Genomic DNA, 25,223 nt, shown 5'->3' on the forward strand with positions numbered 1-25,223 from the left:
CACTATGAGTCACACTACAACGAATATTCTCGTTCTACTCGCAACCTTAATTACACCTTTTGTTTTCGCTCAGGGAGGCGGAGCATTAGGAGGTAACCCATCTGTAGAAACAGGTGCAGTCAACGTCAGTGTTGGGAAATGCACTCAGTACAAGATGGATGTAAAAGCAGCACAACAGGCAAATGAAGATACATCGACTATTACCGTCCCTGAAGGCTGTGAAGCTATCACAGAAAAGTAGTGCCAAAAGATGACAATGGGGAGCAATTACGCTCCCCATTCTTTTTTGTCTCAATGCATCAGATTGAAAGTATATGTTATCTGTTAAAAAGCGACTTAACTCTTCAATACTTGCTTCTGATGAATCTTCTATCTCCAGCATTGTTGATAAGATCATGTAATCACTGTTGAGCCCGTACAAAATCGGCAACTCACTGTTCAAAGTAACCCTCTCCGCCCTCTAGCCTCCAGTCTACTTTCTTTGATAATGCACTCTCTCCACATCATCAGTTCCGACTCTATACACTACCTGTGTAGAGAACCCTCGCTCATCAATATACTCATCCATCGCCCCAACTTTTCCAAGAACAGGAATGCTTTTCTCAGGGCGTTCATTTGATGGAAGACCAAGGGCATTCCTAACCTGAATACGTTTAGTTAATAAATTAAGCGATCCCTCATAAAAAGCGGGCTTAGTCACTACAATAGTGGTTAACTCAGAAGTTTGACGATCAAACCTGAGCTCTACGCCAGAAGAGTCAACACATATATAGAAGGCATCACTTTTAGAGTTCAACACTTCAGGCACATTGCCTCCAATCAGAGATAAGAAGGCTGACTGCTTTAGTAAAGCATCGTACTTCTTCCCCAGAAAATCCCTGTAAGTCATCATTTAGTACCAACCATTTTTTGTGTTAATTTCATGCAGTTGAGCTCTAGCATTCTCTAGCTCTTGCTCAGTATAACCTTCGTTTTTCAAACACCCTTTGATAGCATCAAAATTCGAATTTACTGCCGCCTCTAAATCACCAGCATCAACTTGCTGCTTATAGGCTTGATTTCTACCGCCATATGTTTCACTACATTTTCGATGCACTTCCTGAGGTATAGCAATACCAGCAGCACTATTAATTAACTCACGCTCTTGCTCTTTAGTAAGAGTTTGACCTAATGCACTTTCTAGTGCTCTTCTTAACGCAGCTTGAGATGGAATGTGATCTATATCCATTCCATCCTTTTTGCTTCTTGGCGCTAAGTCTCCGTAAGTGCCCACTTCCAATGGTTTTACCTTAGTAATTCCGGCACTACGCTTATTAAATACTAAGTACAAGGGCGACAGTCCCGCATCAGCAGGGAAAGTCACTATATACTCAGCAAGATCTTCCTCTGGATAGAGAACCGTGCCTATCTCTTGTTCGTGTTCTTCAATCGGGCGTACCCAGGTATTGTGAACATCAAGCTGATCATTTTCGGGTAATACTGTATCGGGTGTCAGCACATCTGTTGAACCATCGGGCGTCCACGTTATAGTAATACCACTGTCTAACTCCGCAACAAAGTTTTGTCCTTGTTGCACTGCCTGACGCTTAGCCACTAGATCACCATATGGACTGCCTTCACCCGTTTTGATACCAACCACTTGTTGTTTGCCATTTTCGTCCGTGTACATATTGAAACGTACGCGCATCGTAGTGGTATCATTCGTAGAGACGTCAGAATTACCTTCTAAGGTTCCATCACCAAGCTGAGAAGGCCATAAGGCGGCAACTAGAAAACCGCCCATTCGAGCAAAGCCCGCTAGCGCTTCTCCTGAAATCGACCATGTCCCAATTGTATTGGCCGTATTGGTACTCAGAATCCCAAGGTTCGTCACCGCAGATTTCGCGGGAATAGCAAGTAGTGCTGCTTTACCATAATCAGTGGCTCTTGAAGCCGTTGTGATTGTGGCTAAGTTCGTGACAGGAAGTTCTTTCCCAAATAAACGATCACTATTGATCGTTTTGAACTGGGTTTCTGCAATGAATATATCTGAATAGTCGTAATGGGTGTTCGCAATACAGCTATAGGTACAAGGTGGCAGCGGCGGCAATGCGGTTTCTTTGTCTGACTTTATCGTCTCCGCAGAGTTTGCTACTGGCCGTTTAACGATAGATTGTTTTGGTGCTGCAAGAAGCTCACTGATATCAAGCTTGATACCGTGCTGAGCCACCCAGTCGTCATTGAGGTTATCGATCTCTTCTCGGGTGATTTGCTGTTCAAGGTAAACAAGGCTCTGGTTTTCAACGTCTTGTCCTGCGAGTTTCCAGTACACTAAGATAGCACTTTGCAGTCGGTTGTAGCCTTGCTCATCATTCAGTTGCTCATGCGTGGAACATGTAGCGTAAAACGCCCACTTGCCTTCACCCAGCAGCTTGTACTCTTGCACTAATCGGTCGTTATGAAAGTGGTAATAGTAACCTTCTGTTGGCAGTCCTAATCGCTCTCCTAGCTGCACCGATGGGACGACTGGGATAAACGCTTCTTCCACGACACCGGAGCCTATTGGTTTCACTTGCACGCTGTCAGGTACGTTGATGCCCATTGAACTGTCCGCCACTTTCGCAAACAATTTTTTCGGCTCATCAAAGGCCGTGTGAGCAATGTACTTAGTACCGTGTTCCGTGGGCTCAGTTTGCCAGCGACCAATCATAGCTTCTTGTTTGGTCTTGCCCAGTTGAAACGCACAGCCCACGCTTTTTTTGAATGTGTCCTCAGAGCACGCAATTTCAAAGCAATATTCATAATTGAGCTGGGGTGGAGCATCAGAAGTATCAGGCTTGATGGGCTCAGGGACATAGGTATCTTCGATGCTTGGAGCGTATGCCGCACGACTTTGACTTGACGCTGCTCTAGTTACCGCTCCACGAGATATCTTCGCTCTAGAGAGAAAGGCATTTTTTGCCTCTGGCGATAAGGCCTCTTGCCCTTCAGTAGACAAACTCCACGATTTACCCATTCCATTTCTAAGCATCACTGGCTTAGATGGAGTGTCCGTCAACAAGGCCAATTCACCACTTTTGAGTTTGTCCATAAAGCGAGAGAAACTCATCCCATGAGGGATTGCAGAGCTCAGTGCCCTTTCCGTTAACCTTTCTATATCCCCTTCGACTTGACCGAGCTCATGCGTCATCAGCTCCGTTAGCCGTACCACTCTATAACTCACTGTTAATTCCACCGCCACTTTTTAATGAGACATATTCTACTCAATCCATAGAGGGAGCTGGGCTGATAACCTCTATTTGTTCTCAGCAATGCGCTAGAGTGTGACCGTTGTTCCTTCAGCCCCTTACGTTAGTAACTCACTCATCAATAGGTTTTATCTCTTTACGTGTATCGATACTCAAATAGGTAACTCTGTATCTGCACTTGTTGCTTCCCAGCCTTACACGCCGCATCATTGAATCACACCTAAGTGTTCTCATCTTTAATGCACCGATTGCTCATAAGGACATGGATTTGATTGATATAGACTCTGAAAAGAAAATTGCCGTTTTAATCGACGCAGAAAACGCACAATATGCAGTTTTAGATTTTGTGCTCAAAGAGCTCTCCAAACACGGGCATATTCTGGTTAAAAAAGCGTATGGAGACTGGAGTTCTGAATGTTTAAAGAACTGGAAACAACCACTCAATGAGTTGGCAATTAATCCAATTCAGCAATTTTCGTACACGCAAGGCAAAAACTCCTCTGATGCTGCCATGATCATTGATGCCATGGATTTACTCTACTCAAATAAGTATGACGCTTTTGCTCTCATCAGTAGCGACAGTGATTTCACCAAGTTGGCTTCACGCCTCAAAGAGTCTCAAATTTATGTCTTTGGTGTCGGTGAGAAGAAAACACCACTCGCCTTTCGTAATGCTTGTGATGACTTTATTTACACTGAAGTCCTTAAAGAGCGATACGCTCCAAAAGAAGAAGTCACTGCCGTCATTTCAGAAAAACCCAAGAAAGTAGAGCCTCGCGAGACTCGCAATAAACTACGAGGTGATACGAAGCTGTTGAATATCCTACGAGGCGCTGCCAGTGAATACCAAGACGAGGACGGCTGGTCTTTTCTGGGCCAATGTGGTGGCCTAATCAAAAGACAATACCCGGACTTCAGTTCAAAAAACTACGGCTTCAACACTCTGAGCCAGCTCATTGAGGCGACCGAGCTGTTTGAAATAGACAGAAGGCAGACTCAAGCGGGGGCGGTACACATCTACATTAGAGATCAACGAAAAAGCACTTAGTCACTCCCAGTAACTTTCGCTCTTTCCCCCCTCCCTATGACTCTCCATATTCATGCATGATGGTTGTCGACGAATATCCGTCAGCAACCTCAACGAAAAGGATCAATCCATGGGAAATAAACAACAATCAGGAAACAACGCCCCGCTATGGCCGACTAAAAACGGCACCTCAAATCCATCAGGTGGAGGTCGCACCAATAACCCACCAAGCAAAAAGTAAAAGCGGACCTAGGCTGCTTTAGTGCAGCCTAGTATGCATGATGTTGGTAGTAACGCTGGTAACGATTTGTCGTATAGATATCCGGTAACGCACAGCAACCCTCCTTATCAAGCGCTCTCATAAACAGTGCGTATATCAACAAGTCCGCACCTTGTCGCCCAGCTTCCATGTTGTCAAAAAATGCACCCAAGGCTTTTACAGAAGGAAGGCTTTTTCCGCTACGCCACTCTTTAAAACGCTCTTTTTGAACCTTGTTCTTGAGCTCTCCATTTCGCTCATGCTCACTAAAAGGCAAGACAACACACTCACACAACTGTGCGTTTTTTTGATTAGTCACCTCTTTTAATAGACCAAAAAACTTGCCAAGAAATGTGCTCTCTTCTCTTTTAAAGACCTGCCCGAAGACTCCGTATTGCCTTGCAGAGGCGCTAGGCGTGTAGTCTGTATTGTGTTTGGCCCAGCTTTCAATAAACATCGCATCAATGACCGACATTAAAGACAACCAGAAATCATGCTTGAAACAAAGCATGGCCTGCTCAGTTTCTTGTGAGGCAGATTCACTTGGTGATTTGAGCCAGCTTTTCACAAGAACCTTTTCTTGCTCACTGAGCAACGTAAAATCAAGAACGGGCAGGTAATAGCCTGAGATTAACTCACTTTGGTTGCACTCATTAATATCGGGAGCACCCAGTATAAAGGCCAACTGTCCTTGATACGCGGCGCAGCGCCTATCGATATAGCTAACTAAAGGCCTTATATTCAATTCACTAGAAGCCGAAGACAGTCCTTGTTGAAACCCTTTAAGAATGTGAGACCACCAAACGGACAAATCTGCTGTGTGGACCCTTCCCTCTGGGAGAGAAACTTTGAAAGCCAATCCCTTTCGAATAAACACCTTCGCCAATTGCCAAGCAAACTGACGTATCGATGCCCAGCGAATTCCCCCCTTACTGATGTTATCCAATGTGCGGTCTGTCGGTAGGTTACTCTTTACCACTGACGCGTTTAACCACTTTATTTTTTCTCTTGGAGAAACGGGGAGCCCCAGAAATTCTGAGACTTCATCAGGTGAAGGCAGAAACGGGTTACCCAGTTTGATGATGGGTACTTTAATCTTTTCATTGGGCATTAGGAGTCATTAGGTCGTCAGGAAATACCCGCACGTTAAGAGAAACCATCGACACCATCAATCCTAAAGACAAATGAGAATAGCAGCTTGTGGAGTACATCCCACAAGCTGCGTTTCATTGGTTGTTATAGGGTAGCGGCTTCAACCGCTAACAAATCAGCTCTCTCATTCCCTTCGATACCAGAGTGTGCTTTAACCTTAAATACCTCGACATACTTCCTAGAACTCAACTCGTCCACTTGCTGCCAGAGTTGGCGGTTTTTGACGGGTTTCTTATCCGAGCGTCGCCAACCTCGGTCTTTCCAATCGTCCATCCAGATGTTGAAACCTTTTACACAATAATCACTGTCCGAATAGATGACATCCTCATCCTCTGCGTATTCCAAGGCTTCGATTAAGGCCAGTAGCTCAAGCTCAGCACTGTCAGTTTTTCGATTGATGGTGAAGCTCTCTTCATGAACAATCTCATTGTCTTCATCCATAACCACCAGCCCAATGCCCCCTCGTGTACATCCGTGTTGGTTGTTTGGTGCTGCGCCGTCTACGTAAATTGAATAACTCATTTTTTATCTCTCTCTCTCATTGAAAAAGGGCGCATGACTTTACTTAGCCAGCGCCCCGTTGATGTTTGTATTACTGAATGGGTTGTTGGTTGTCTCGCAGTGCTAGACGTTGCTCCATCCATTCCTCGATTTCACTTTCTACCCAAGCCACTGCTCGTCCACCGAGTGGCACACTCTTTGGGAAGTCGGTTTCATCGGCCATGAACTTATAAATAGTGGAACGGCCTAGCCCTGTTAGTGACATCACGTCTTGGATTCGTAGAAATCTCATTTTCACTGGGAATCGTCTCCTGCTTTGTATATACCCATGTGATAAGCCGCCACTGTAAAAAAGTGCAGTCGCTCTACTCTGAACTAGAGCCAAAGAAGTAACGCTGCTCATTCCATGCTTCAGCAAGACTGCTCATGCGATGAAAGACACAACGCTTGATGTTCTTGTCCTGCTCCCTACAGCGTGTCCCTAAGCCATAGTTGCCTCGGTCATTGAGAAACACTAATGAGCGCGCTTTGCCGCTGTAGTGCTTCTCTATCGCTTCTTGCCAAGCCTCTTTAAGGTGCTCAACCAATTCGTTGCGTTTTTCCCAGCAAATGGCGGGGCCAAAATGCTGGCTGTAGTCAGTAAACAGCATCACGCGATAGTTGTGGGATGGCACCTTGTCCTCTCGCTTGCGCCATACGTAGAACACAGACTCCGTATCGAGCTTTTCTTTAAGCAGCTTAAAGTAATCGTTAATGATGCTGAGGTCGGTATCTTGATGATCTTCTGGTAGAAACAAATCCAAACGCGTTGCCAAAGCCGCGTCAAACGCCTCCGTTGCCTGTTCAAAGACTTCCGTCATTCTGGTTAAGGCCGATTCGTATAGCCCCTTATCACTGAAAAATACGGGGTAGTCGTTAAACGTTTTTGAATGAGTAATGTTGGGAAGGTAAGTATTGTTAGGCATGAGTAATACCTCTGAGTGTGTGAATGACATAGGTATTACTCGCGCTGTATTTTTTAAGGTGCGTCGTGACTGCAACCAAAACTCATGCTGCGGTTCTCGTTGTTTGGGGAGACGGGCTTCGCGAGACGACTGATCCGATAGAAGAGTTCATTTAACTGCAATGGGAACGCTTCATCCCCTTTCAGAAGTTCGTACACGTCATCAGTAGCGGAATACGCCAGTCCTGAACATCTTCTACCGTAGTCTTCTTCAACGGCTCTATCCCATACCTTTCGGACTCTAGACAGGTAGCGACTCCTCCCATCCCCACTTTTGCCTAAACAAAGATACAGCCGTTTATCAAAGAGTAAGACAAGGTGATACTGGCTGGTGGACTCACACGCCTTGAACCAAACATGGCGAATGACCGTTTGGTGATATTGGTGAGGCCTACGTCGGTACTTCATTAGGCACAACTCATTGGTTTCCAACTTCAAGGTACGAAAGAATCGACTGAATACCTCAGAATGGTTTCCATCAAAGTCACTTGGTAGACGTACATTAAAATGAGCGACACAAAGTTTAGGGTATTGGCATAGCGCTTCAGTCAGCACTCGGTCGATTCCCTCCAAGTACTCAAGGACAAGACCACCCTTGTGGTAGTAGAGTGGTTTTCCATTAAACGTTCGGTCATGGGTGATGGTGAGGTATTTAGACGTGTGAGCTCTTTGAAGAGCCATCTTGAATTGATTTGGCATGATGAGTTCCTATGGTTTGTTATTAATCCCACAGGAACTGCTTCCAACGTATTTTTTAGCTACTTACGGCTATGGTCGAAGTTGTTCATACGTTTTCCAAAATGCTTCGTTCTTCTCTTCGCTAGGTAGCTTAGTCGATAAAAGACGGACTGAAACACCGCCTCAAACTCCTCAGAGTTACGTAGCAAGTGATACTGGCCTTGTTTGGAGAAATGGATAGCTGGTTTCTTTTTGCCTGAGTAGATAGCATCCACAGAGCGCTTCCAAGCATTACGGATACGGTTAGCCAAACTTTGCTGATATTCACCAAAGTCCCCCAGAGAACGAAAGACGTTTCTGTCAAAGATAAGCGCAACGTGGTAGTGGCTACTTGATGAGGTATCACACTCTTTAGCCCATACATACCGAATGGTGGTTTCACGATAGGGTTTGTCATTTAACCGAGCACTACGTCTTCGATATGCCGCTATCTGAGATTTCAGAGATCGAAAGAAACGAGTCATCACTGCTGAATCATCCCCTCTAAAGTCTGTTGGTAAGTTGAGGTCCACTCGAACGATAAAAAGTCTCGCATATTGCTCTAGAGCTTTCTCAAGGACTGATCCGATCCCTTCTAGGTATTCAACGACCAAACCCTCCTTGTCGATGTATATCTTGTTTCCGTTGAAAGTGGATTCGTGTGTGATGGTTAGATTCTTAGACATGATGGTGACCTATGTATTGTTAATGACATAGGTACTGAGAGTGACGTTATTTTTCGGGTAGGGGATGGGTTCCCCTACCAAGATATCGAGTGATGAGGTAGTTGGATGAGGTGTGGGATTAGGTTAGTAGATGGGTAGGTATATATATTATTAATTACCGATCCACCTCGATTTACTCCCCCACTGTTTTTAGGTGATTACTAAACCTTCACATCGGCAAAATCCATCCAGCAACCTTCATTTTTTATCAAAAATCATGGTTCATGCATTTTTTCTTCTGGAGTTTACTCACATAAAAAGTGAAAATTAAACTTTAATAAAACAACCATATATCATCGGATTACGACTATTTAAAACTAGAGGTAAGTGAAAACATGACACATACTGACAAAGATGAAGTCAATTCATCAGAAGTAGCAACCATGAAGGAAAAACCAACACTCGACCCGAACGCTAAAGTGGAAATCATCAATTTTATTAACTCTTTCGATGTTAAAGGGAACTGTTATCTTTACCATGAAGGAGAAGAAAAACTGGTTTCGACACTTCTTCGGCCAGATGATAGAAAGAGAGTCAATCTCATGAAAGAGCTAGAAGAAGCTCAAACCATGAAGCAACTCAATGAGACTCGCCTATTCAAAGAGCACCCATTTCTAAAAAACCAAAAGCGGATTATTCTGCTACCGTATTCTTCAATTTCAAGAAGCCATGTGCCGACAGAAACCTATTCTGAAAGAGAGATTAATCGAACAAACATTATCAACACCTTTTGGAAAAGCGAACTCGAACTGCATTATGATGCTGCGGAAGCATTGATTCTGGTTTGCTCGTTTTTAGCCAAAAATATTGATCGCAATACCCATGGTTTAGGGATAAGCCAAACCAAGATTGCGATCGTATTGGGAATGAGTGTTCGCCGAGTATCAGATACTTTAAAACGACTTGAGCAACTCGGTTATGTGGTACGACACACAGAAAAAGCCAAACGAGGGAAGTTAAGTCTTGGCACTTTTATACAGGTAACAGAGGCTTTTTCGTCACAATTTTTGCCCCCTAAAAAGCTCGAGGAAAAGTCAGAGAAAAAGCAAAAACAGAGTTCTGAGCATCAATCGCAAGAGCCTCCTGAGAAGCGCTATTTCCAATTTTTGCAAAGTTTGAGCAATCTACGACTGGACTTAAAGAACTTCATCGTGAATAGCGAGGAACCAATACCTCCTATCGTTTTACAGCAGATTTTTAAGGTTTTAGAGTGAATGTCATCTAGAGCTGCAAGAAGAGTACTCATCATAGTGTTCACAACGCAACTAAAACTACCAAGGATGGGATTTGATCGAACTGGATGCTTCTAGTGGAATAATTAAAATCATCCGCGTGTGATGCTCTATTTTAGAATTATAAATGGTTAAGCTCACAAGAGCGTCGAGTAAAATTAAAAGGACATAAGTGCGCGTTTGCGTATACTAATTTATAACATATAAGAATAAATTGAGGTCTGTTTTGGTGATAATGGATTTGGTGCTACTACTCATCCCTTTAGCTGTACTATTTGTGCTAGGAAACATAAACAATGAAATGACGGTTTGCATTGCAGTGCTGTTGTACAAACTATCTTTTGTACTTGTTGTTGTACAAATTTCGTATTCATGGCTAATCAATGTTGGATTACTAGACCCTATATTCACCATTGAAGATTCATTGATCATTGGCGGTTCAATCATCAATACTTTCTTTAGCACGTTCCTAATATTCTTCTACGTTGCTGTAAATACCTACCTAAAAATCAATGAAGATTAGTTCTTCAGGACGAAGACTGTCACCCAAATATTACGATGCGGGGCGTCGAAATTATCGAGGTGCGTAGATATTGCTAAGAACATCAGAAACACCGTAGAGCGTTTTCTCCAACTAGAAGTAATCATACGATTTGGCCACAGGTATGCGGAAAAGCGGTTTACCTAACTGCAACGACACTCCGAACACCAAAATAATAAAATTTAGTTTATCATTAAATATCAGCAAGTTGGAAATAAAGGTAACTTCAGAGCGGATCTGAGCCAGCCACGGCAGCTAGCTCACTGTTGGACAGAAGTGAGTTACCGACTTAACTAAATTAGTAGAGTACGGATAACTTTAAGTATAGAAAATTCAGTGTCAGAAGTTGCTGGATCAACTTAAATAAAAGGCGACAAAAGCCGCCAATTATCAACATATGCATAGAGAGTTATACGTCAACTAACTCTGCTATCTTCTCTGCAATCACTGACATCGAGTCTTCCGAAGTGTCTAAACCAGATCTAGATGCAAGCAGAGGACTCACATTGCGTAGAGCTTCATAAGTTGTATTGTGTACGATAGGTACGATCTGATTGCCTGCTAGTAATGCAGACAGCTCTTTATCAGCAACGCTCTCTTTTGGCAGACGCTCTAACATTGCAGGAGTAACCAAAACAAGCCCAACTTTAGAGTTTGCTAAACCTTTATCTATTGCGCGCATCATAGGCACACCCAAGCCAAGATCTTTTTCACTAAACCAAACTTTAACACCCGCCGTTTCGAGCAAATCATGTAACTCTTTCGCTGACTCTTTACGATCAGCCCATGCATGACATAAAAAAACATCACGTAAGTCTGGTTGAATGGCTACACGAGACTCAACCGCTTCACGTATAGGTGTTAAATTTACGATTTGCGCGGAAGTATATGACACTGAAGAACTAGATTTAGACCAACGAGGTTTAGATTTGCTGGAATAACTACCGCTGCTACTTAAAGAACTATGAGATGAGTATGGAGAGCTATAACTACTGTAATAGCTACTGTATCCACGACTTTTGTAACGACATGCAGGACAGTTTGCAGCGGCTGCTGCTGAGCTATGTCCTCTAACTGGTGCTGTGCATCTTGACATAAAGTTATTCCTCATCTCTTTCTATTGGACTGTGATAGAACTGAGCCAGCAAGTGATTTGGTGTCTTCACTATACTTACTGCTTCTCAAGACTTTTGAAGCCTTTTCTTCAAGATCTCCACCAGTCTGTTTCTGTGAAGAAGACTGAGCTAACACCGAACCTGCCAGTGATTTAGCCGTTTTAGATGCAGATGGATTCTGCAACGTTGCTGCCGCTAGAGAGGCAACCTGTTTCGTAGTTTGTTTAGTGTTCATAGCTGTTTCCTTGTATCACACTGTACGAATTCGCAGGTTGCAGAGGTGACTAACTGTGTATACTCTTTTAAGACACTACCCAAAAAAGTTGTATACTTATTAGTTTCCTCCGAAACCAAATTAATACTCTTTCCCCTAATCTAAGCCTTAGCTTGGTTTAGGGGTTTTGCTTATAAATGTACCACCAATAATTTCTCCTCTGTGAATAAAGTTACCCACAACAAGAATACTACATGTTGTGTTTAGCGTTGAGCCATGTTCAAGATAGTGCTATCGAAAATTCATTGCAAGTTTCAGTTCTTGGATGACTTGTGGATAACTAACAAAATTAAAAAAAACTGTAAGTATCTGCTAACCGATGAGCTTAGAGCTACTAAGATTGCAATAAATTGCCGTTTTTAGATCGGTCTATTCGTAACCATAAACAAAAAAAAATTACTTGATCTTTAGGCAAAATGGCTAAGTCAATTTTGTTGAGCTAAATACAAGATCTTCATCATAAAAACAATGAAAGCAATGAAAGCAATGAAAATGGCTGACTTTGATTTGCTATTCACAAAGAGCACTACTCTCTCGAATCAAGTATATATGGTGAAGTAAAAGACGAGCGTAGCTAGTAGTTAATGCCTAGAACTATTTTGTTATCAGAGTTGTAACTACTGATGATTCCCACCACCGTGGTACTTCAAGACCGAACGAATCGCCCCCACTTGTTCATAGTAACCTTTAATACCCCCTAGATTGGTAATCTTCGTATTACTTCTGGTAGGGAAAAGTCGTAATAATAGACAGTGCATGAGTATTTACAGTGAATTACTTTGGGGCACTTTTGAGTTACGAAGTCACTGTGAAAATACTGGACAGAACTTAGCTAGCCAAGACAAGGAACAGCCACAAGTATAACACTACCTGCACATGAGGGGTTAAGATCCTCCCTATCTGATAGTAATAGCAACCACTACTGCTAATCTACGCAAACGGTTATCCATGCCAACGAATTAAAAGGGTACGCACTATTACTGAAACACAACACTTACTCTATGGTATGTAAGTTAAGCCATCTTTGCAGAGGGCAATGGATGCACGTTGGCTTGCATCAACGATTGCAGCTTATTACCCCATGTATCCAATACCTTCAACTGCTCATCGATATAATCATGATGGTTATAGACTCTGAGCATACCTGGCAGCTGGTGACCGACTGTCTTTTCAATCGCTACGATATCTAACCCCATTTCACTACAACGGCTGATAAAGGTACGGCGCAAGTCATGAGGTGAAAAGCGCTCAAAATCGGCAGGTATATTACGTTTGATCAAGGCTCGTACTGCCGCAGGTTCTTGTACTTTATCGACCGTTAGCTGAGGCCATACCAACTTCCACTTACTTGGCACACTGTCTCGCTGCTCTTTTAGAAGTGCAAGCAAGTAGCCACTTAAAGGCACTTTGCGTGCATCTTGGCTTTTAGTGTGTCGCTCTTCTGAGCTGGCTGGTAATAGCCAAATTCCCTCATCAAAATCTAACTCACTCCAACGCATTTCAAGTACGGCACTTATACGCTGTCCACAACCAAGTAAGAACTGCATTAAACGGATGTTCGAGGGATCTGTACGCCATGACGGCATAATCGTTAACAGAATCTTTAACTCTGAAAAGCTTAAATTACGTTTTGTGACTTTAGAGCCACCGCCAACGTCTTTTGCTTTCAGTTGTGGTGCAGGATGAGTATCAAGCATATTTAGTGCTAGGGCATGGTTAATCACTTGATTAATGATTTTATGGCAAACCCCAATAGCCCCCGCCATACGCTTACCATCTTTATCAACCTTCGCATCAAAGACTCTATTGAGATCATATATGCTTAAATCTGCCAATTTGATGTTACCGAGAATTGGCTTGATATCTCGATTGTAAATAGTCCTCGACTGGTCACCCCTTAGCTGTTTTGAAAGCCGTTTCTCATCGAAGCTAATAAACGCATCATCAAAGGTCTTCGCTTCATCTTGCGCTCGTTTCTCTATATCCAATTCAACCTTTGGGTTCTTACCATTCTCCAGCCAACTTCGATAACGGCCAGCTTCCTTTCGCGCCTGATCCAATGTCATCCCACGCTCTGGTTTGATCTTAATGTATCGACCCATAGAGATTTTTTCGTGTTTCTTACCTACTTGAAAACGAAAGATCCAAGTCATTGTGCCTGTTGGACGAACTCGAATGTTCAATCCTTCGACCTTCTTATCAGGGATCGAGTATTCCTTATCCTGTGGCTTCAATGCTTGCAACGTGGTATTGGTACTGATTCGTTTCGTCATCGTTGGAAAACCTCTGCATTTTGGGGGACGGCTCTGGGTACGGCGTGGGGTGCGGGAAACATCGAGTTTCTATTGTACGGTTTTAGACTTCAACGGACAACAAGATCACAAAAATAATATAAATCATGACCTTAAGATTAAAAAATATAACTCTGTAGACTTTGGCGGACTAAAGGCTCCATTTACCCACCATATGGAAGCGGGTGTCCTACTGGAACGCAAAGCATAGCTTGATAAGAGAACACAAAAAAACGAGCCATTTGGCTCGTTTTTTATATTTGGAGTCAGACTACTCAGCGCTAGCGGAGCGGTTCATAAAACCCAGTTTCTTACCAATCCATAGCAATAGCAACAGCGACACTATGATGGCAAAGAAGTTAGACCCCGCATCTGGGTGCTGCGCTTTGACAAAAGCAGAGTGGCCAAAGGCGCCAACGAAGAAACACGCTAGACCAACCAGCGGAATGTCTTCAGAGACAGGGTTACGTAGATATTCTTGGTACAGCGCCTGCACAGACAGTACAAGCGCAATCAGTGGAAAAATAGAGAAAGAAACTTCGCTCATTGTCAGCCATGACAACAATGCGTCTCCACACATACCAGCAATCAATGCAAGTACGAGCGTCTTCTTCTCAGAACCACGATTAACTTGGTTTACTTCATTCGACATTAATCAATCCCACCTTTTAATCGGTTACGGTTACGTTCACGTTCTTTGCGATACCATAAAGCCCCTTTGGCTATCATTCGCAATTGCATAATCAATCGTTCCGCAAGCTCATCTCGCTCGCGTCGATTCAAATCCAGTGCTTCTGCGCCTGAGCTAAACACTAAGGTGACGGAAGCTTCAGCCTGGGTATAGGCCTCATCACGCGTCATTCCTGTGCTGATCAAGTACTCGGTCAGTTCAGCAGCAAAGTGCTGAATCTCTCTCGCCACAGCGGTACGAAAGTCAAATGATGTTCCCGAACGTTCTCGCAATAATAGTCGAAACACATTGGGGTTGCTTTCAATGAACTCCATAAACGTCTCGATAGAAGTGCGAATCACACTCCCCTCTTTGACGATTCGCTGTCGCGCCTGGCGCATCAACTGACGAAGCAGCAAGCCGCCTTCGTCAACCATGGTCAACCCCAGCTCATCCATATCTTTGAAATGGCGATAAAATGAGGTTGGAGCAATCCCTGCTTCCCGGGCAACTTCTCGTAAACTCAGGTTCGAAAAGCTTCGGTCAGCGCTAAGCTGGCTAAACGCAGCATCAATTAATGAGCGACGCGTTTTTTCTTTTTGCTGTGCACGGATTCCCATGGATTTCATCTGTTTTCTATTTATTGGTTTAGTAGCAGTTAATATACAACGATTACCTTAAGGACATAAGCCAAAATCGTAACCTTTGACTACCGCGTGACAATTAAACTCAGCCTGATTTCTTTTTCAATCACTTAACGCTGGTTTAGAGACCTATCACCGCGCAAATACCAGATATGAAACATTCTGCGTGATCACTTCCACTCTCTAGTGCGCTGACCGTGTGCTCTATCGTGAAATCAGTTAAAATCTCGCTAAAGCAATGTTAAGACAATATAACAAAGGAAAAGTTATGGCGGAAAGTAACCACTTTGACGTGATCGTTATTGGTAGTGGCCCTGGTGGTGAAGGGGCAGCGATGGGGCTAACCAAAGCGGGACTCAATGTCGCCATAGTGGAAAAAGAGAGCAGCGTCGGTGGCGGTTGTACCCACTGGGGAACCATCCCTTCTAAAGCGCTGCGTCATGCGGTCAGCCGCATCATTGAATTCAACAATAACCCGCTGTTTTGCCATAACAACACCAGCTTGCACTCTACGTTCTCCAATATCTTGGGCCACGCTAAGTCTGTGATTGATAAACAGACTCGCCTGAGACAAGGCTTTTACGATCGTAATCAATGTTCTTTGATTTTCGGTACTGCACGCTTTACGGACAAGTACACCATTGCCGTCACTCAAGCAGACGGCACAGAGGAGCTGTACAGCGCTGATCGATTTGTGATTGCAACAGGCTCACGCCCATACCAGCCAGCTGATGTCGACTTTCTGCATGAGCGTATCTATGACAGCGATTCTATTCTCAGCCTGAAACACGACCCTCGTCATATCATTATTTATGGTGCCGGCGTGATCGGTTGTGAGTATGCGTCTATCTTCCGGGGTTTGGGCGTAAAAACGGACTTAATCAACACTCGAGACCGACTGCTGTCTTTCCTCGATAATGAAGTATCAGACGCTTTGTCTTATCACTTCTGGAACAGTGGTGTTGTGATCCGCAACGACGAAACTTACGAGAAAATTGAAGGCACCGAAGATGGCGTGATTATCCATCTCGAATCAGGCAAGAAAATGCGTGCCGATTGTATTCTTTACGCCAACGGCCGCACGGGTAACACCGACAAACTCAACCTATCGGCTGTGGGTTTAAACGCCGATTCTCGTGGCCAGTTGTCCGTTGACAGTAACTACCAGACGGAAGTCGAGCATATTTACGCAGTCGGCGATGTTATTGGCTACCCTAGCCTAGCCAGTGCGGCTTATGACCAAGGCCGATACGTGGCACAGGCGATCAATAAAGGCCAGGCCGATGGCAATCTGATTGAAGATATCCCGACCGGTATTTATACCATTCCGGAAATCAGTTCTGTAGGTAAGACTGAGCAAGAACTAACAGCGGCAAAAGTCCCTTATGAAGTCGGCCGTTCGTCGTTTAAGCACTTAGCTCGCGCTCAGATTGCAGGTAAAGACATCGGCAGCTTGAAGATTCTCTTCCACCGCGAAACCAAAGAGATCCTTGGTATTCACTGCTTTGGTGAGCGTGCCGCGGAAATCATCCATATCGGACAGGCCATTATGGAGCAAAAAGGCGAAGCCAATACGATTGAATACTTCGTCAATACCACATTCAACTACCCGACCATGGCCGAAGCGTACCGCGTAGCGGCGCTGAATGGCCTCAATCGCTTATTCTAAGTCGAGCAATAAAAAAGCCGCAGTCAACGCTGCGGCTTTTTGTTAAGCGTTCAAAAACTGCTGTTTGCGCCACTGCTGATAAAAAATCATCGCCAGTGTCACACCACGCATCCCCATAAAACTCAACATAGCCAACCACAACGCATGGTTACCAAAACTGGCCAAGGCGAAAAACACCCCAAAGAAAGCACACATTGCGAAAAACATGCTGTTGCGCATTTCTCTCCCTTTCGTTGCCCCAATGAATATGCCATCTAACAAGAAGCACCACATTGAGACTAAAGGCATCGCCATCAACCAAGGAAGGTATATCAGTGCAGTATCATGCACTTTCGGGATGTCGGTGATCAGACTGATCAAGGACGATCCGGCGAAAACAAACACCGCAGTCAATCCCAAACAGATGATCAGGCTCCAGAAGAAAGTCCCCACCAATGACGCGCTGAGTTGTTGTTTATCCTTAGCGCCTATCGCTTTACCAACCATCGCCTCCATCGCATAGGCAAATCCATCCATGCCGTAGGAAATGATCATCAGAAAACTCATTAGTACCGCATTGGCAGCCACAATATCATCGCCAAAGCTCGCGCCTTGGAACGTCATAAACGTAAAGGTCGCTTGCAGGCACAGAGAACGTAGAAAAATATCACGGTTAAGCTTTACGAAACGGCTTAATCCATGGGTGGTGTCTTTCAGCAACGAAACAATCGAGGGTAAATGGCTTTTATGCCACGTACGCCAAACACACCATAAGCCAAAGCTCATACCACTGTAATCAGCAATTCCCGATGCCAGTGCAGCCCCTTCCACTTTCCAGCCAAAGCCAATCACAAACAACACATCAAGAACGATGTTGGTGACGTTTGCAATGATCACCATCCACATCGGTGCACGTGCGTTCTGCGTCCCTAGCAACCAGCCCAATAAGACAAAGTTAACTAAGGCAGCAGGAGCGCTCCAAGCACGAATGGCAAAATACTGCTCACCATAAAATTTAACTTCATCACTCGCACTGCTCAGCGAAAATACCAGATTGGCAATCGGTTGGTGAAATAGGAGAAACAGCAATGCAAAACCCAAGGCCATCGCGACACCCTGAGTGAACACTAAACCGAGTTGTTTACCACATTGAGCACCATACGATTGCGCCGCCAGCCCAGTGGTCGACATTCGCAAAAAACCCAGTAGCCAGAAAGTCACACTGATCATGGTACTGCCAAGCGCAACTCCGCCCAGATACCAAGCATGTTCAAGGTGGCCAATAACCGCCGCATCAACTAAGCCGAGTAAAGGTACGGTTATGTTCGATAGAACCATGGGGATCGCCAGCAGTAGAACCTGCTTATGTAGCGCTTTATTGGAAAGGGTCTGAAGTAATTGCACGTTTGCACTCATCATAAAAGAAGAGTGCAAAGTGTAACCGGATTACCAGCGAAGCTGAACCACTACCGGAGTAAGCCTATGCTTAAGGGAATTGAATTTGGTGAGCCAGCGTTGCCATAACTTCCAACGCCCGCAGTGTTTATCTAAAGGAGAAAAGGTCTTGGCCCAGCGCGCCCATGGCAGGTAATTAAGTGTTGCATCCCCGGGTGACGCATAGCCATGATTATAACTGCCTGCGCCCATTTTCTGACCAAGTTTGCTTGCCGCGAGATCCCCCGCCAGCACCACACATGCTCGTGCTGAATCAAAGTGGCAACCAAGGGCCTGAATAAACTTACCAACTTGCTTTTCACTGCAATCCAGTAAAGCGTGCTCACAGACAATCAATACCGGCGCCTTTTCCGGTACAGGCAAATTATCCAGCCATGACAAGTCATCAACGTTGCCACACATATGTTGGTAACGTTCGCTTTTATGGAACAGTTTCTGACGCCAAAGGAGGTTTTCCGTCACATCAAGTTCAAGCCAGTGACAACGACCATTGTCAACTCGGTAGAAACGTGTATCGAGGCCAGCGCCAACATTGATTATCCAACCGTCGGGATTGCGCGAAATGAAGTGATTGACCTGATCGTCACAGATTTGAGTCAGGGTGGCATGAAGAAGTTGTTTCTGATCGATATCACCAGAGAGGCACTCTGGTGCGAGTTGGCAACGCTGACACGCGTTAGCCGCGATTGGGTCATAAACCAAGCCGTTGTCGACCAAGCTTTCTCGGCTGCGAAGCCAGAGAGGTTGCAACAAATTGGCCGGGATTTGATAGCGATGTGTTGAAGCTTTTTGCTTAGCGGCCATGATCATCTTCCTTCCATACCAGAAATAAGATGATAATGAATATCAATTACAAAAACAAGTAATTGAGAATAGAGCTCAACAAAATATGAGATATCGAGCCACAACTCACAGACTGAAGTGACAAAACAACGTCAGCGAACATTCTCGCTGACGTTACAAGCCATTCAATACCACTTCTGCGAGCAGTGCAGTGATTACATCCAGTCGGTATTGCGGATAATTCCGACTGCTAAACCTTCAATCGCTAGGTGCTGACATGACAGGTCAACTTTAATAGGTTCAAACTCTTCGTTTTCTGCATGGAGTAAAACGGTTGATCCTTTGCGCTCCAAACGCTTAACGGTGACATCGTCATCGACACGAGCCACAACCACCTGACCATCATGAACGTCTTGGGTTTTATGCACCGCAAGCAGATCGCCATCCATGATACCGATGTCTTTCATACTTTCGCCGTTGACGCGCAATAAGAAATCAGCCTGAGGCTTGAACATGGCCGGATCCACCTGATAATGCGCTTCAACGTGTTCCTGAGCCAGAATCGGTTCACCTGCCGCAACCTGACCAATCAAAGGCAGGCCATCATCATTGGCAGCATCTTCTAGCAAGATGCGGATTCCACGCGATGCGCCTGGAATAATTTCAATCGCTTGCTTACGCGCTAGAGCTTTTAAATGCTCCTCTGCGGCATTGGCAGAACGAAAGCCCAGTTCGCGGGCGATTTCAGCACGCGTAGGAGGCATGCCTGTGTCATCAATTTTACTCTTGATCAGATCAAATACTTGTTGCTGGCGTGGCGTTAACGGCTTCATAAGTCACCTGTCTTTTTATACAGTTAACTGTGAGTATATCCAGTAATTGTTTAAATGAAAAGCCAATTGCTGGTTTTTTGATAGAGTTAAACTTTTGACTACAAAAACAATACTTCTAACCACACGTAACCTGTCAGTAGCATGGTGATCATGACAGCCGCTGATCCAATATCTTTCGCCCTGCCGGCCAACTCATGCTGCTCTTCACCAATACGATCAACAACGGCTTCAATAGCACTATTAAACAGTTCAGCAATCAATACCAGCACTACAGTGGCAATCAGCAAGATGCGTTCTAGCTGGCTAACATCAAGCAATAGTGCGGTTGGAATCATGATCGCTGCAAGAAAAATTTCTTCTCTGAATGCAGGTTCATTTTTAAACGCAGCTTTGAGGCCTTGGCATGAGTAACGGGTTGCATTTCTTATACGTTTGAATCCATGAAGTGATTTTTGCGGCACAGACTTTTCTCTTGAATAATTAAATAGATGATTTGATTTTGGCTAAATTGATGCTTTTACGCCCAATTACCAGTAAAAGGTTCGACCAGTTTCTGATATCCTTGCAGCCTTAAAAATATCAGCTTGAGCGCTTTTCCATTCCTACAATAAAGGAAATGGAAAATGCTTATGCGATTTATCTGTTTTTTGAGGCCAAGAACCTTATGTCTTCCGGACAATCATTATCGAGTTCATTACTAAAACTGCCCTTGTCAGTGATGGTAAAAGGAACCGCGATTCCTTCAAATCCTATTGAAGATCATAACATTGATGCAGCCAAACCCATCATTTATGCCCTGCCTTATCGTTCGAGTGTTGATTTAGTCACACTACAAACACAGGTCGTGCGCCTTGGTTTGCCTGATCCGTTTGAACCAGTCGAGATCAACGGCAAGTCATTCAAACGCTATGTCTTTATCTCTTCACGTCAAACCGTGATGAGCAATGATCAGGATGTCCCAAGCGAGTCCGTCGCTCTATTTTCTGAGCTGCTTGAACTGCATAAATTTGACAGCGAACTGGATGTCCAAGTGATTCCAGCTACGGTCCTTTGGGGCCGTAAACCGGGTAAAGAATCCCAGCAAACGCCTTATCTTCAAGCGCTCAATGGCCCTGAAAAAGCGATGGCGGTACTTAAATCGGGCCGTGATTGTCTGGTGCGGATCAGCCCAGTCGTATCTCTGCGTTACATGGCCGATTCACACGGCACCGATGCTTCTATCGCCCACAAGCTGGCTCGGGTTGCTCGAATCCATTTCTCTCGTCAGAAACTGGCGGCATCTGGACCAAACTTGCCTAACCGTCAGGCGCTGTTTAATCGCTTGATGAAGTCCAAAGCGATTGAAAAAGCGATTGCAGACGAAGCAAAAGCCAAAAATATCTCACTCGAGAAAGCGCGTAAAGAAGCGCAAGATATCATGGATGAGATTGCGGCCGACTTTTCATACTCCTTGGTGAAAAACGGCGACCGACTGCTGAGCTGGCTGTGGAACCGCATTTATCAGGGCCTGAATATCAACAATGCATCCACGGTACGTAAATTGGCGCAAGATGGTCATGAAATCGTCTATGTGCCTTGTCACCGTAGCCACATGGACTACCTACTTCTGTCTTATGTATTGTTCCACGAAGGCATGGTACCGCCACATATCGCTGCGGGTATTAACCTCAACTTTTTCCCGGCGGGGCCTCTATTCCGTCGCGGAGGCGCGTTCTTTATTCGTCGTAGCTTTAAGGGGAATAAACTTTATTCCACTATTTTCCGCGAATATCTGGCAGAACTGTTCACCAAAGGCTATTCAGTTGAATACTTCAGTGAAGGTGGACGTTCGCGCACGGGCCGACTGCTTCAGGCTAAAACTGGTATGTTGGCGATGACTATTCAAGCGATGCTGCGCGGCCTCAACCGACCAGTCACTCTTGTGCCTGTCTACATTGGCTATGAACACGTCATGGAAGTCAGCACGTATGCCAAAGAGCTTCGCGGCAAACGTAAAGAGAAAGAAAACGCTGGCCTAGTGCTGCGTACGATTCGCAAACTGCGCAATTTTGGTCAAGGCTACGTGAACTTTGGCGAACCGATTCCACTCAACCAATACCTGAATGAGAATGCGCCAGAGTGGACACAAGATATTGACCCTATGGGAAGCACCAAACCGCAGTGGCTCAACCCAGTGGTTAACGACTTGGCGACTAAAATGATGACGCACATAAACGATGCGGCTGCGACCAACGCACTGACATTGTGTGCTACTGCGCTGCTCGCTTCACGTCAACGTGCACTGTCTCGTGACAGCCTAGTCAAACAAATCGAATGTTATCTGTCTCTACTTAAGAACGTACCTTATTCGTCTACTTTCACGGTTCCGGATGAAGATGCGGAAGCCTTAGTCAAACACGCAGAGTCGCTGGATAAGTTTGTCATCGAGTCTGACACCATGGGCGAGATCGTGTCACTGGATCGCAATCAGTCGATCCTAATGACCTACTACCGCAATAACATTATTCACCTGTTCGCGATTCCATCTTTGATAGCTCAGATGCTGATCCGTCATCAGCAGCTTAGCCTGGAGCAAATCAAAGCCAATGTGGCTTTGGTGTATCCATTCCTGAAACAGGAATTGTTCCTGAGCATTGAAGAAGAACAGCTCGGTGATGTCACGGAAGCCTACATCGAGGAGATCGCTCGTCTTGGTCTGGTTGCTATCGACACAGAGCAGAATGTGGCACTCAAGCAGGCTAACACCCAGGTCTTGATGCTGCTTGGTCGCACCATTACGGAAACCCTGCAACGTTACTCGATTGCACTTAACCTGCTAACTGCCAACCCAGAATTGGGCAAAGCCGATCTTGAGCAAAAGAGCCAAGACATCGCTCAGCGTTTGGGTCGACTGCACGGCATTAATGCGCCTGAGTTCTTCGACAAAGGGGTTTTCTCCGCTATGTTTACCACGCTGCAGCAACAAGCGTATCTGGACAAAGACGGTAACTGCGATAAAGAGAAAAGTCAGATTCTGGCCGAGCTGCTTTACTCTATGCTTTACCCAGAAGTTCGCCTAACGATTAAAGAAAGTATCTGTCAGGTCGGCGAAGCGTAATCGACAGCCAAGATACAAAAAGGGCATCCGATTGGATGCCCTTTTTATTTTTTCAAATTCTTACCAGAACGCAATCAACAATCCAGCGGCGATCACCATCCCGACATAGTTGTTATTCAGAAAAGCGCGGAAACACAAATCTCGTTCTCGATGACGAATCAGGTGATGCTGAAAAACAAACAGCGCACCCGCGATTAGCAGGCTCCAATAATAGCTGGCGCCTAACTCATACCAATTCCCAACAGCAATAAGCATCGCCATCGTCACTAACTGCAACGCCCCAATAATCATCTTGTCAAAGCGGCCAAACAGAATGGCTGTCGACTTGATGCCAATTTTGAGGTCGTCATCGCGATCCACCATGGCATACTGAGTATCGTAAGCAATCGTCCAAAGTGCGTTGATGGCAAAGATAAACCACACCATCGCAGGCAACTCATTAGCCTGAGCGGCCCAAGCCATTGGAATCGACCAACTGAACGCTAACCCAAGGAATAGTTGCGGTAAATGGGTGTAGCGCTTCATGAATGGGTAGATAAAAGCGAGAAACAGGCCGGCAAAAGAGAGTTTGATGGTCAGTGGGTTCATGGTCAGTACCAGCAGGAAAGACGCGACAGATAAGACAATAAAAAGCCCAATCGCTTCTTTTGGCGTCGCTCTTCCTGAAGGCAAAGGACGCTGACTGGTGCGCTTGACATGACCATCGACTTTGCGGTCTGCGAAATCATTGATCACGCAACCCGCAGAGCGCATAAACACCACACCTAGAATAAACACTACTAAAACCGTCAGATCAGGCACGCCTTGCGCTGCAATAATCAGAGCCCACAGAGTCGGCCATAACAAAAGCAAGGTACCAATCGGCTTATCCATGCGCATTAATTGCCAATAAGCCTGAGCTTTTGCCGCAGTCATCTAAACGCTCTCCTTCGAGTACATCGGTGCGGTTGGCAAAAACAGCTCTGCCACCAGCATAGGTTTGTGATTCATCCATAAACGAGAACGGCGAGCAAGGAACTGACCGTCTGGCGTTTCAGCCCAACCCACTTGCAGCGCATCGCGTTTAACGTTCTCAGCATTAAACACCGTCAAACCAAGCGGAATTTCGCCTTGGCGCGTCAAATCGAATTGCTGACCATCCATAGAGGATTGCGGGATTAAGGTTCTGCCCAGAACCCAAGCATTACCATCCCCTTTCAAGACGACTTTGCGCAGCAAGCATTCTTCTTGTGCAAGAAGCTCAATTTCCTGCGGATTGAGCTTCTCTGCTTTAACTACTTTGTTATGCAACAAATCTACACTTAATGTCTGGCAGTAGGCTTCTAATAAACGTGACAATGAGCCCTGTTCCAACAACCAATTTTTCGCATTTTGTGTAGGAAAGCTAAACTTATCAGGATCTTGCCATTCGACTTGGCGAAGAGCAGATAAATAAAGCGAAGTAAATTGATTCATACTAGTATTCAATAAGTAGCTTTATCGTCGTACAATAAAGCTTCGATCTTAGTTGTTAACCACCCCATCGAGTGCTTAACGCATAATTATTACAAATAGATGCTCTATTGTAACAAGACTCAGACGATTCGAGTATCGTGATTAGAAGAAAGAAAAGACAGAAATATGATTAAACGTTACTTAGTCCAAATATTTGTCGCTTTGAGCGTCTTGGTTAGTCTCTCATCTATCGCCGAAGAAGGCGGCGAGCCTAAGTTGGCCTACTTTACCCTAGAGCCGGATCTGACAACAAATTTTTATACCAAAGGCAAACAGCTCGGTTACATTCAGGTACGTATTGATATTATGGTGGCGAATGAGACTGATCTGGCGATCATCGAGTTGCATCAACCACTCATCCGCGATGCAGTGATTGAGCTGCTGGGTAAACAATCCTCGGATACGATCACGTCCTTAGCAGGCCGCGAAGATTTGCGCAAAAACCTCGTTGAGCAATTGAACTCGATTTTGCTGCCAGAAACAGGCCGAACGATCATTGCCGATTTGCTGTTTACCAAATACCTCTACCAGTAAC

General features: G+C 44.9%; 26 protein-coding genes. 7 read left to right on the forward strand and 19 right to left on the reverse strand.

The genetic code is table 11. From position 1 onward, the window contains the following. Positions 1-4: 4 nt before the first annotated feature. On the forward strand, positions 5-241 hold the full coding sequence (locus tag VIC_RS01000) for a hypothetical protein (protein WP_006957261.1): 237 nt from the start codon (positions 5-7) through the stop codon (positions 239-241). A gap of 231 nt (positions 242-472) precedes the next feature. Here VIC_RS01000 and VIC_RS01005 read toward each other — a convergent pair whose 3' ends face one another. Together VIC_RS01005 and VIC_RS01010 are read right to left on the reverse strand one after the other, a co-directional pair. After that, complete coding sequence (locus tag VIC_RS01005) at positions 473-892, reverse strand: hypothetical protein (protein WP_236612147.1); 420 nt, start codon at positions 890-892, stop codon at positions 473-475. After that, the gene (locus VIC_RS01010; RefSeq protein ID WP_039951132.1) at positions 893-3,214 is read right to left on the reverse strand and encodes an S-type pyocin domain-containing protein; all 2,322 of its coding nucleotides are present in this window, start codon (positions 3,212-3,214) and stop codon (positions 893-895) included. A gap of 281 nt (positions 3,215-3,495) precedes the next feature. On the opposite strand from VIC_RS01010, the gene VIC_RS01015 reads away from it, so the two are divergent. Further along, entirely contained in the window at positions 3,496-4,275 is a 780-nt protein-coding gene (locus VIC_RS01015; RefSeq protein WP_006957264.1) for an NYN domain-containing protein, read from the forward strand. 248 nt (positions 4,276-4,523) lie between these two features. Here the strand turns inward: VIC_RS01015 and VIC_RS01020 are convergent, their stop codons facing one another. From VIC_RS01020 to VIC_RS01045, 6 genes are all read right to left on the reverse strand, one after another. Beyond that, the gene (locus VIC_RS01020) at positions 4,524-5,624 is read right to left on the reverse strand and encodes a hypothetical protein (protein ID WP_006957266.1); all 1,101 of its coding nucleotides are present in this window, start codon (positions 5,622-5,624) and stop codon (positions 4,524-4,526) included. Positions 5,625-5,749: 125 nt separating this feature from the next. Further along, positions 5,750-6,187: a ribonuclease HI gene (locus VIC_RS01025; RefSeq protein ID WP_006957269.1), complete on the reverse strand. Its 438-nt coding sequence runs from the start codon at positions 6,185-6,187 to the stop codon at positions 5,750-5,752. A gap of 70 nt (positions 6,188-6,257) precedes the next feature. Further along, a complete protein-coding gene (locus VIC_RS01030; RefSeq protein WP_039951113.1) occupies positions 6,258-6,458 on the reverse strand; it encodes an AlpA family transcriptional regulator in 201 nt (66 codons plus the stop codon). A 73-nt stretch (positions 6,459-6,531) separates the two neighbouring features. Next, the gene (locus VIC_RS01035; RefSeq protein ID WP_006957273.1) at positions 6,532-7,131 is read right to left on the reverse strand and encodes an inovirus Gp2 family protein; all 600 of its coding nucleotides are present in this window, start codon (positions 7,129-7,131) and stop codon (positions 6,532-6,534) included. A gap of 53 nt (positions 7,132-7,184) precedes the next feature. After that, a complete protein-coding gene (locus VIC_RS01040; RefSeq protein WP_006957275.1) occupies positions 7,185-7,868 on the reverse strand; it encodes a YagK/YfjJ domain-containing protein in 684 nt (227 codons plus the stop codon). Between the two features lie 59 nt (positions 7,869-7,927). After that, positions 7,928-8,572: an inovirus Gp2 family protein gene (locus VIC_RS01045; protein WP_006957277.1), complete on the reverse strand. Its 645-nt coding sequence runs from the start codon at positions 8,570-8,572 to the stop codon at positions 7,928-7,930. Positions 8,573-8,946: 374 nt separating this feature from the next. Here VIC_RS01045 and VIC_RS01050 point away from each other — a divergent pair, with 374 nt between their 5' ends. Together VIC_RS01050 and VIC_RS01055 are read left to right on the forward strand one after the other, a co-directional pair. Then, positions 8,947-9,825 (forward strand): hypothetical protein, encoded by an 879-nt coding sequence (locus VIC_RS01050; protein WP_006957279.1) that lies wholly within the window; start codon positions 8,947-8,949, stop codon positions 9,823-9,825. Between the two features lie 253 nt (positions 9,826-10,078). Continuing rightward, positions 10,079-10,366, forward strand: coding sequence for a hypothetical protein (locus tag VIC_RS01055; protein WP_006957280.1), 288 nt, complete (start codon positions 10,079-10,081; stop codon positions 10,364-10,366). 427 nt (positions 10,367-10,793) lie between these two features. On the opposite strand, the gene VIC_RS01060 is transcribed toward VIC_RS01055, so the two are convergent. The 5 genes from VIC_RS01060 to fabR all read right to left on the reverse strand — a co-directional run bounded on the left by VIC_RS01060 (position 10,794) and on the right by fabR (position 15,363). Next, positions 10,794-11,480 carry a toll/interleukin-1 receptor domain-containing protein gene (locus VIC_RS01060; RefSeq protein ID WP_006957282.1) on the reverse strand — a complete coding sequence of 229 codons (687 nt, stop codon included), beginning with the start codon at positions 11,478-11,480 and terminating at the stop codon, positions 10,794-10,796. An 11-nt stretch (positions 11,481-11,491) separates the two neighbouring features. Next, positions 11,492-11,734 (reverse strand): hypothetical protein, encoded by a 243-nt coding sequence (locus tag VIC_RS01065; protein WP_006957284.1) that lies wholly within the window; start codon positions 11,732-11,734, stop codon positions 11,492-11,494. A gap of 1,052 nt (positions 11,735-12,786) precedes the next feature. Next, the gene (locus VIC_RS01070; protein ID WP_006957286.1) at positions 12,787-14,046 is read right to left on the reverse strand and encodes a tyrosine-type recombinase/integrase; all 1,260 of its coding nucleotides are present in this window, start codon (positions 14,044-14,046) and stop codon (positions 12,787-12,789) included. Between the two features lie 289 nt (positions 14,047-14,335). Beyond that, positions 14,336-14,716, reverse strand: a complete 381-nt coding sequence (locus VIC_RS01075) for a YijD family membrane protein (protein WP_006957287.1) — start codon at positions 14,714-14,716, stop codon at positions 14,336-14,338. Beyond that, positions 14,716-15,363: an HTH-type transcriptional repressor FabR gene (gene fabR, locus VIC_RS01080; protein ID WP_006957289.1), complete on the reverse strand. Its 648-nt coding sequence runs from the start codon at positions 15,361-15,363 to the stop codon at positions 14,716-14,718. Before fabR ends, VIC_RS01075 begins: the two co-directional genes overlap by 1 nt. A 253-nt stretch (positions 15,364-15,616) precedes the next feature. On the opposite strand from fabR, the gene sthA reads away from it, so the two are divergent. Continuing rightward, positions 15,617-17,047 (forward strand): Si-specific NAD(P)(+) transhydrogenase, encoded by a 1,431-nt coding sequence (gene sthA / locus VIC_RS01085; protein WP_080555894.1) that lies wholly within the window; start codon positions 15,617-15,619, stop codon positions 17,045-17,047. Between the two features lie 42 nt (positions 17,048-17,089). Here sthA and dinF read toward each other — a convergent pair whose 3' ends face one another. The 4 genes from dinF to VIC_RS01105 form a co-directional block, all read right to left on the reverse strand. Continuing rightward, positions 17,090-18,445, reverse strand: coding sequence for an MATE family efflux transporter DinF (dinF, locus tag VIC_RS01090; RefSeq protein ID WP_080555895.1), 1,356 nt, complete (start codon positions 18,443-18,445; stop codon positions 17,090-17,092). Positions 18,446-18,472: 27 nt separating this feature from the next. Then, complete coding sequence (locus VIC_RS01095) at positions 18,473-19,285, reverse strand: class I SAM-dependent methyltransferase (protein ID WP_006957295.1); 813 nt, start codon at positions 19,283-19,285, stop codon at positions 18,473-18,475. Positions 19,286-19,479: 194 nt separating this feature from the next. Next, on the reverse strand, positions 19,480-20,097 hold the full coding sequence (gene lexA / locus VIC_RS01100; protein WP_006957296.1) for a transcriptional repressor LexA: 618 nt from the start codon (positions 20,095-20,097) through the stop codon (positions 19,480-19,482). Between the two features lie 98 nt (positions 20,098-20,195). After that, positions 20,196-20,558 (reverse strand): diacylglycerol kinase, encoded by a 363-nt coding sequence (locus tag VIC_RS01105; protein ID WP_006957297.1) that lies wholly within the window; start codon positions 20,556-20,558, stop codon positions 20,196-20,198. Between the two features lie 203 nt (positions 20,559-20,761). Here VIC_RS01105 and plsB point away from each other — a divergent pair, with 203 nt between their 5' ends. Continuing rightward, the gene (plsB, locus tag VIC_RS01110; protein ID WP_029235941.1) at positions 20,762-23,194 is read left to right on the forward strand and encodes a glycerol-3-phosphate 1-O-acyltransferase PlsB; all 2,433 of its coding nucleotides are present in this window, start codon (positions 20,762-20,764) and stop codon (positions 23,192-23,194) included. 60 nt (positions 23,195-23,254) lie between these two features. Here plsB and ubiA read toward each other — a convergent pair whose 3' ends face one another. Then, on the reverse strand, positions 23,255-24,109 hold the full coding sequence (gene ubiA, locus VIC_RS01115; protein ID WP_006957299.1) for a 4-hydroxybenzoate octaprenyltransferase: 855 nt from the start codon (positions 24,107-24,109) through the stop codon (positions 23,255-23,257). Then, entirely contained in the window at positions 24,110-24,649 is a 540-nt protein-coding gene (locus tag VIC_RS01120; protein ID WP_006957300.1) for a chorismate lyase, read from the reverse strand. It lies immediately after the preceding gene. 165 nt (positions 24,650-24,814) lie between these two features. Here VIC_RS01120 and VIC_RS01125 point away from each other — a divergent pair, with 165 nt between their 5' ends. Beyond that, entirely contained in the window at positions 24,815-25,222 is a 408-nt protein-coding gene (locus VIC_RS01125; protein ID WP_006957301.1) for a flagellar basal body-associated protein FliL, read from the forward strand. Position 25,223: the final 1 nt, after the last annotated feature.

The organism is Vibrio coralliilyticus ATCC BAA-450, assembly GCF_000176135.1.
GTDB classification, from domain to species: domain Bacteria; phylum Pseudomonadota; class Gammaproteobacteria; order Enterobacterales; family Vibrionaceae; genus Vibrio; species Vibrio coralliilyticus.

Coding starts and splice junctions, on each gene's coding strand:
- VIC_RS01000 (WP_006957261.1), top strand. CDS start 5: ATGAGTCACACTACAACGAATATTCTCGTTCTACTCGCAACCTTAATT.
- VIC_RS01005 (WP_236612147.1), bottom strand. CDS start 892: ATGATGACTTACAGGGATTTTCTGGGGAAGAAGTACGATGCTTTACTA.
- VIC_RS01020 (WP_006957266.1), bottom strand. CDS start 5,624: ATGCCCAATGAAAAGATTAAAGTACCCATCATCAAACTGGGTAACCCG.
- VIC_RS01025 (WP_006957269.1), bottom strand. CDS start 6,187: ATGAGTTATTCAATTTACGTAGACGGCGCAGCACCAAACAACCAACAC.
- VIC_RS01030 (WP_039951113.1), bottom strand. CDS start 6,458: ATGAGATTTCTACGAATCCAAGACGTGATGTCACTAACAGGGCTAGGC.
- VIC_RS01035 (WP_006957273.1), bottom strand. CDS start 7,131: ATGCCTAACAATACTTACCTTCCCAACATTACTCATTCAAAAACGTTT.
- VIC_RS01040 (WP_006957275.1), bottom strand. CDS start 7,868: ATGCCAAATCAATTCAAGATGGCTCTTCAAAGAGCTCACACGTCTAAA.
- VIC_RS01045 (WP_006957277.1), bottom strand. CDS start 8,572: ATGTCTAAGAATCTAACCATCACACACGAATCCACTTTCAACGGAAAC.
- VIC_RS01050 (WP_006957279.1), top strand. CDS start 8,947: ATGACACATACTGACAAAGATGAAGTCAATTCATCAGAAGTAGCAACC.
- VIC_RS01055 (WP_006957280.1), top strand. CDS start 10,079: ATGGATTTGGTGCTACTACTCATCCCTTTAGCTGTACTATTTGTGCTA.
- VIC_RS01060 (WP_006957282.1), bottom strand. CDS start 11,480: ATGTCAAGATGCACAGCACCAGTTAGAGGACATAGCTCAGCAGCAGCC.
- VIC_RS01065 (WP_006957284.1), bottom strand. CDS start 11,734: ATGAACACTAAACAAACTACGAAACAGGTTGCCTCTCTAGCGGCAGCA.
- VIC_RS01070 (WP_006957286.1), bottom strand. CDS start 14,046: ATGACGAAACGAATCAGTACCAATACCACGTTGCAAGCATTGAAGCCA.
- VIC_RS01075 (WP_006957287.1), bottom strand. CDS start 14,716: ATGTCGAATGAAGTAAACCAAGTTAATCGTGGTTCTGAGAAGAAGACG.
- fabR (WP_006957289.1), bottom strand. CDS start 15,363: ATGAAATCCATGGGAATCCGTGCACAGCAAAAAGAAAAAACGCGTCGC.
- sthA (WP_080555894.1), top strand. CDS start 15,617: ATGTTAAGACAATATAACAAAGGAAAAGTTATGGCGGAAAGTAACCAC.
- dinF (WP_080555895.1), bottom strand. CDS start 18,445: ATGATGAGTGCAAACGTGCAATTACTTCAGACCCTTTCCAATAAAGCG.
- VIC_RS01095 (WP_006957295.1), bottom strand. CDS start 19,285: ATGGCCGCTAAGCAAAAAGCTTCAACACATCGCTATCAAATCCCGGCC.
- lexA (WP_006957296.1), bottom strand. CDS start 20,097: ATGAAGCCGTTAACGCCACGCCAGCAACAAGTATTTGATCTGATCAAG.
- plsB (WP_029235941.1), top strand. CDS start 20,762: ATGTCTTCCGGACAATCATTATCGAGTTCATTACTAAAACTGCCCTTG.
- ubiA (WP_006957299.1), bottom strand. CDS start 24,109: ATGACTGCGGCAAAAGCTCAGGCTTATTGGCAATTAATGCGCATGGAT.
- VIC_RS01120 (WP_006957300.1), bottom strand. CDS start 24,649: ATGAATCAATTTACTTCGCTTTATTTATCTGCTCTTCGCCAAGTCGAA.
- VIC_RS01125 (WP_006957301.1), top strand. CDS start 24,815: ATGATTAAACGTTACTTAGTCCAAATATTTGTCGCTTTGAGCGTCTTG.